Consider the following 5999-nt stretch of genomic DNA (forward strand, 5'->3'; position numbering starts at 1 on the left):
TATATTCTAATACTACTGATTTTCAGTGGTGTTCAAATTGATTATACAATCGACCGACAAAATAAAAGAGTATGTGCGCTCACATCGGTTTGAAATTAAGGTTTATATTATTACCTTGATTGTGTATTGTATTTTTCATAAATATATTGATGATTTTTTTGAAACTGTTCTGTATGGCATTGTAATTCTGTTTTTTATCGTTGTGTGGGGGATAGCTAATCTATCTTAAATGTTAACTTACACTTGGCATATATAAAAGCCGGTTTGCTAGGCTTACAAGGAAAAGGAGAGAGCAAAGATGTATCTGACTTTTTATAAAGACGATATTCCTTTTTTGAAAGAAAAATATCCTGAACTCTATACTTTACTCTGGCCAAATGGCATTCCAGAAAATACGGTTTACGGGGAATATGGGGCATTTAAGCGCCCGCTTAAAGATGAAGCAGAACTCCGCTATATTGAATCCAACTTTATAGATGCAATTGCTGATTCACTAACTCCAGACGGTCATGAATTAAGTAAGGATGGTTTGGAAATAGAAAGAATCTGGGATTATACCGAGGGCCGTGTAGCGGAGGAAAGCAAATGAGCCAAAATTACAAGCCGTATTCTGGCAAACGCTGGCGTGAATGGTCTGATAAAGGATCCATTTACGACTATAGCCAAGTAACTGAAGAAAATAGGAAGCACACCGAGTTGGCTATTAAAAAATTGCGTGAGATAAGAAAGAAAAAGTCCTCAGAGGAGTTTTTTGGCATAGATAGTGATACAGAAGACAAGACAGACAAAGAGCCAAACGAAAGGGAGCAGCCATGAACATTCAAATTTTTGGCACCAAGAAAAGTGCTGACACCAGAAAAGCCGAGCGCTTTTTTAAAGAGCGGGGGATCAAATTTCAATCCGTTGACCTCAAGCAAAAGGGCTTTAGCAAGAAGGAATTAACGTCGATCTTGCAAGCCGTCGGCGGGATGGACCAGCTGTTAGACGAGAACACCAAAGACCAAGACACTTACACCCTCATCAAGTACCTGACCGACCAGGACAAATTTGAGAAGGTGCAAGAGCATCCCTTGGTGGTCAAGCAGCCGGTAGTCCGCAATGGCCAAAAGGCGACGGCCGGCTACCAGCCAGATGTTTGGAAGACTTGGGAATAGCTGAGCTACATCAAGCAGCAGGATCCCTGTTATCAAGCCAACCTCAAAGCGGTCAGCATCAGCTGACCGTTTTTTCATATATCATTTAAGGGCAATCTGCTGTATACTTGATATGTTATGTACCTATTGAAGGGAGTATTTACAAAAAATGGAACTTAACATGTCGCCGGCTGCCTATGCCAATAATCTGCTCCACATGGCGATCCCAGCCCTGGTCTGCTGGGGGATCTTAGCCCTGTCCATGTGGCGGGACCGCAGCCGTTACCGCAACACCGTCTTGTGCTTTATCGCCTTGCTGTTCACGATCCCGGTCGTCAGCGCCTTGTTTGGCCCCTGGCAAGAGGCCGCCTTTGCGGCGATCGCGCTCTTGATCGTCCTCGTCATCTTCTGCGTGCCCGTGATCTTAATCATTAACGGCGTGCAGATGATCAAAAAGGAGGGGACCCGGTTCCAGAACCTGTTGTCTTTGTTCTTAGGCCTGGTTGTTGGCGCCGGGGAAATCTGCACGGTGCTGGCCATTTTGCTGCCATACCTGGGTGTTTTCCAGTCCATGACCGAGCACGGGGCGCTCAAGGCCTCGCTTTTGTCAATGATCTTCGTCTTCATCGCCGTTTCCGTCGTCTACGGTTCGCTGGTCTTTGTCGCCTTCATGTTCTACACGCTCCTTCTCCAGATCGTGCCCCACAAGCATGACTTTGACTACATCATCATCCACGGCAGCGGCCTAATTGGTGGCAGCCGGGTCTCGAAACTTTTGGCTGACCGCCTGGACAAGGCGATTTCTCTGTATCAAAAGGATCCAACCCCGCCAATGATGATCCCGTCAGGTGGGCAGGGTGGCGACGAAGACGTCTCTGAAGCTTACGCCATGGCCCAGTACCTCCGTGACCACGGCATCCCTGACGACCACATCCTCTTAGAAGACCAGTCCCTCACGACCCTGGAGAACCTGCAAAACTCCAAGGCCCTGATCGACGACCGCTCTGGTCGTAAGTACACGGTCCTGGTGACCAGCAACTACCACGTTTACCGGGCTTTGCGCTATTGCCGCAAGATCGGCCTCAAGTGTACCGGCGTCGGCGCCCACATTGCGCCTTACTACTGGCCAAGTGCCCTGATCCGGGAATTTGTTGCCATCCACCATGAAAAAAGCACCTGCTGCTCTTCTTAGCTGGTTGGGCGGTGACCGTCTTGTCTTTGGTCCTGATTCTCTTTGACATGGCTTAAGCGGAAACTTTTTTATCGGCGGATCCTTTGTTCCAAAAGTAGCGTATACTGGAAGTAGACTATCTCAGGGGGCGCTTACATGCCAATTGTTAAGCTAAGAAAGCTTTTGACCGTACCCAAGGAGTTCACCGTCACCTCCGACAGCTACCACGTTTACCAAAGCGAGGACCGGATGCTCCTCCACGTGCCAGTCACCGTTGAGAATCCCTTGGGCAAGACGAATCTGGCTTATTTTAAGAAGTATGGAAAAAGAAGCAGGAGGACAAGCAATGAATAAACAAGAAACCTACCAGTGGCTGACCGACCACCAGATCCCTTATGAAGTGACGGAGCACAAGCCCATCTTCTCGATGGAGGACCTGCGCGACGTGGATCTTCCGTACCCTGAAGCCAATGCCAAAAATCTCTTCGTCCATGACCGGAAAAAGCGGCATTTTTACCTGATCCTGGTCCGGGGCGAAAAACGCGTTGACCTAAAGGCCTTTGCCCAGCAGCAAGAGTTGAAGTCTCTGTCTTTTTGCTCAGAAGGCGACCTCATGGACATTTTAGGCTTGACGCCTGGTTCGGTGACGCCTTTGGGTTTGCTCAATGATGACGAGCGCCGGGTTCACTTTTTTATCGATGCTGAATTTGCCGGTAACAAGGTGGCGGCCCACCCGATGGAGAATACGGCGACGGTGTGGCTGAATGCCGACGACCTGGTGCAGCTGGTCCGGGACCATGGCAACGAGGCCGAATACGTCGATATCCCGGTTTTACCTGAAGAATAAATTATTAGACAGCAAGTGCCTCAGGCACTTGCTGTTTTTGCTTGATTGCTCAAGTAGGGAAAAAGCTGCACAAAAACTTACTCAGCTGGGCAAATCGTTGCTCAATAACTTACTCAAGTAGAGAAAAAGCTGCACAAAAACTTACTTAAGTCGGGAAAAAGCTGCACAAAAACTTACTCAACTGGGCAAATCGCTGCACAAGAACTTACTCAAGTAAGAAAAATGCTGCTCAAGAACTTACTCAAGTAGTAAAAAAGCTGCACAAAAACTTACTCAACTGGGCAAATCGCTGCTCAAGAACTTACTCAAGTAAGGAAAAAGCTGCACAAAAATTATGTCAACTAACTTGGTCGCGCTGCTAGTTGAGTAAAATTTGGGCCGGGGGTTGGGTTACTTGAGTAAGTTTGTGTGAAGCTTTTTATGAAAAGAGACGCCAGTTGAGTAAGAATTGGGCCGTGCTTGTCGCTACTTGAGTCATTTTTGTGCAAATCAAGCCACGTTGTCAGTAAATATATGTATCTCTATAAAAGATTATCATTTTTCTAGCAATTTAGTCTTGAAAGTGCTACCATGGAACTAGAGAAAATATTTTTAAAGCATAACTAACCAATCCGGGGGAAAGAAGGAGACAAAAATGACTTTTCGCAAAGATTTCTTATGGGGCGGGGCAACCGCTGCGAACCAATATGAAGGGGCAGTCCATGAAGGCGGCGCGGCCCTGTGTACCGGCGACGTGATGACCAATGGATCTCACACCGTGAGACGGCAAGTTACTTGGAAAAAGCCGGACGGTGAAACCGGCTCAACGCCGCTTTGCTTCGGCTCACCAGAGCGTCACTTACCAGATGGCGCTGTGCCAGTCGAACTGGATGACCCGAAATATTACTACCCAAGCCACATTGCATCTGACTTTTACCACCACTATAAGGAAGACATTGCCCTAATGGCCAAGGAAGGCTTCAAGTGCCTGCGCTTTTCCGTTAAGTGGAGCCGGGTCTTTCCTGATCCAGAAGGTGAGCCAAATGAAGAAGGCTTGCGCTTTTATGAAAAGGTGGTCGACGAGTGCCTGAAATACGGGATTGAGCCTTTGATCACTCTTCACCACTACGAAACGCCGCTGATTTTTGCCCAAAAATGTAACGGCTGGAACGACCGGCGTCTGGTGGACCTCTTCGTTAAGTACGCTAGCACCCTGTTTGATCGCTTTGCCGGTAAGGTCAAGTACTACTTGACTTTTAACGAAATCAACCTGGTGGAAGCTGCGCCTTACGTAGCGGCTGGTCTTATCCACGCCGACCCGCAAAACATTGCTAACGCGGCTTACCACCAGTTCCTGGCATCGGCTAAGACGGTGATTCGGGCTCATGAAACCCACCCTGACATCAAGGTGGGGATGATGCTGGCCTTTAGCCCTTGCTATGGGCTAACCAGTGACCCAGCTGACCAGCTGCTGGCCAGCGAAAGACAAAATAATACTTTGGCCTTTTCTGACGTGATGATGACTGGGGAATACCCGACTTACAAGCTTTTGGACTATCAGCGCCAAGGTATTGTCCTGCCAGAAGAAGCCGGCGATCAAGAGCTGCTCAAAAAAGGGGTTTGCGACTTTTTGTCCTTCTCCTGCTATGGGTCAGCCACTTACACGACCCACGAAGATGCCTTGATCGGCCAAGGCAATGGTGCCAATGGCTCTGGCCAGGCGGCTAACCCATACCTCAAGACTAACGCCTGGGGCTGGGGGACCGACCCGCAGTGCCTCCGCATTGCTCTGAACATTTTTAACAACCGCTATCACTGCCCGCTCTTCTGCGTAGAAAACGGGATCGGTTGGAATGACCAGGTGGAAGACGGGACGGTCCACGACGACTACCGGATCGACTACATGCGGGTCAACATCCAGTCCATGAAGGACGCCGTTGAGCTGGATGGGGTGGACCTGATGGGCTACCTCTACTGGGGGTGCGTGGACATGGTGTCAAACGGCGAAGGCGAGATGGCGAAGCGCTACGGCCAGATCTACGTCGACGCCGACAACCACGGCCAGGGTAGCTTCAAGCGGTCGGTCAAGGATTCCTACTACTGGTATCAAAAGGTGATCGCTTCAAACGGTGAAGATTTGAAATAAGAAAAAGCAAGTGCTGGGGCACTTGCTTTTTTGTTTGAGGATTTTTTTGACAAAAAGTTTTGAGTACAAATGAGGGCGGAGAATCCGCGGTCTGATGGGAAAGTTGCTTTTTGGCTGAAATGTAAAAAGTCTGCTGGCTCAAGGGATGAGGGGGCGTCACCTGCAAGTTTCGTGAGGCATCATTTTTTTATTAAGATATGGATCGAAAAAATAACCGCTTACACGAAGGAGAAAAAGATCAGAATCAGTTATGCTTGAAATGTTAGATGGAAGCAGTCAGGGAAGATTGAAGCTTGCTTTTACAGACTGGCCAGTTACGCCCTATAAATTGCCGTATGAGATGATCAATGAATGCCAGGATCTGCCCGGGATCGATGGACCGGGTCTTTATTTTCTAGTTGGCCGCGATGGCGTCTATCCAGGACTGTACCTGGGAGCTGCTCGGTATATCTACAGCGAGCTAACCGACCATGTGATGGAGAACACCGTCTTTGCCTGGGACCAGGCGGTGGTTTTTCCGTTAGGTGGACTTTCTGATTTGGGTCAAACGGAACTCCAGAACTTGGTCTTTTACTTTTACAGCGGAGTCAAGGCAGCTGGTTCTTATGTCCTCTGGAATGACTTTGTGCCAAGGTATGATAATGCGGCTGACTTGCGGGCAGTGGGGCTGACCTATGGGAAGATTAAGGAAGCCTTGGAGCTGCTGGGATTTGATCTGTTTCA

General features: G+C 48.6%; 8 protein-coding genes. All 8 read left to right on the forward strand.

Annotation, left to right across the window (positions count from 1 at the left end; genetic code table 11):
• The first annotated feature begins 298 nt into the window (after positions 1–298).
• Positions 299–589, forward strand: coding sequence for a hypothetical protein (locus ACI4WN_RS07450; protein ID WP_439777644.1), 291 nt, complete (start codon positions 299–301; stop codon positions 587–589).
• Positions 586–816: a hypothetical protein gene (locus ACI4WN_RS07455; protein ID WP_439777645.1), complete on the forward strand. Its 231-nt coding sequence runs from the start codon at positions 586–588 to the stop codon at positions 814–816. Before ACI4WN_RS07450 ends, ACI4WN_RS07455 begins: the two co-directional genes overlap by 4 nt.
• Positions 813–1154, forward strand: coding sequence for an arsenate reductase family protein (locus ACI4WN_RS07460; protein ID WP_439777646.1), 342 nt, complete (start codon positions 813–815; stop codon positions 1152–1154). The genes ACI4WN_RS07455 and ACI4WN_RS07460 overlap by 4 nt, the downstream gene beginning before the upstream one ends.
• Positions 1155–1302: 148 nt before the next feature.
• Entirely contained in the window at positions 1303–2325 is a 1023-nt protein-coding gene (locus ACI4WN_RS07465; RefSeq protein ID WP_439777647.1) for a YdcF family protein, read from the forward strand.
• Positions 2326–2460: 135 nt separating this feature from the next.
• Positions 2461–2658, forward strand: a complete 198-nt coding sequence (locus tag ACI4WN_RS07470) for a hypothetical protein (protein ID WP_439777648.1) — start codon at positions 2461–2463, stop codon at positions 2656–2658.
• Complete coding sequence (locus ACI4WN_RS07475; RefSeq protein WP_439777649.1) at positions 2651–3151, forward strand: prolyl-tRNA synthetase associated domain-containing protein; 501 nt, start codon at positions 2651–2653, stop codon at positions 3149–3151. Before ACI4WN_RS07470 ends, ACI4WN_RS07475 begins: the two co-directional genes overlap by 8 nt.
• Before the next feature lie 634 nt (positions 3152–3785).
• Entirely contained in the window at positions 3786–5276 is a 1491-nt protein-coding gene (locus tag ACI4WN_RS07480) for a glycoside hydrolase family 1 protein (RefSeq protein ID WP_439777650.1), read from the forward strand.
• 250 nt (positions 5277–5526) lie between these two features.
• A partial coding sequence (locus tag ACI4WN_RS07485) for a hypothetical protein (RefSeq protein ID WP_439777651.1) occupies positions 5527–5999 on the forward strand: 473 nt, incomplete at its 3' end.

Source organism: Lactobacillus sp., assembly GCF_051893255.1.
GTDB lineage: Bacteria > Bacillota > Bacilli > Lactobacillales > Lactobacillaceae > Lactobacillus.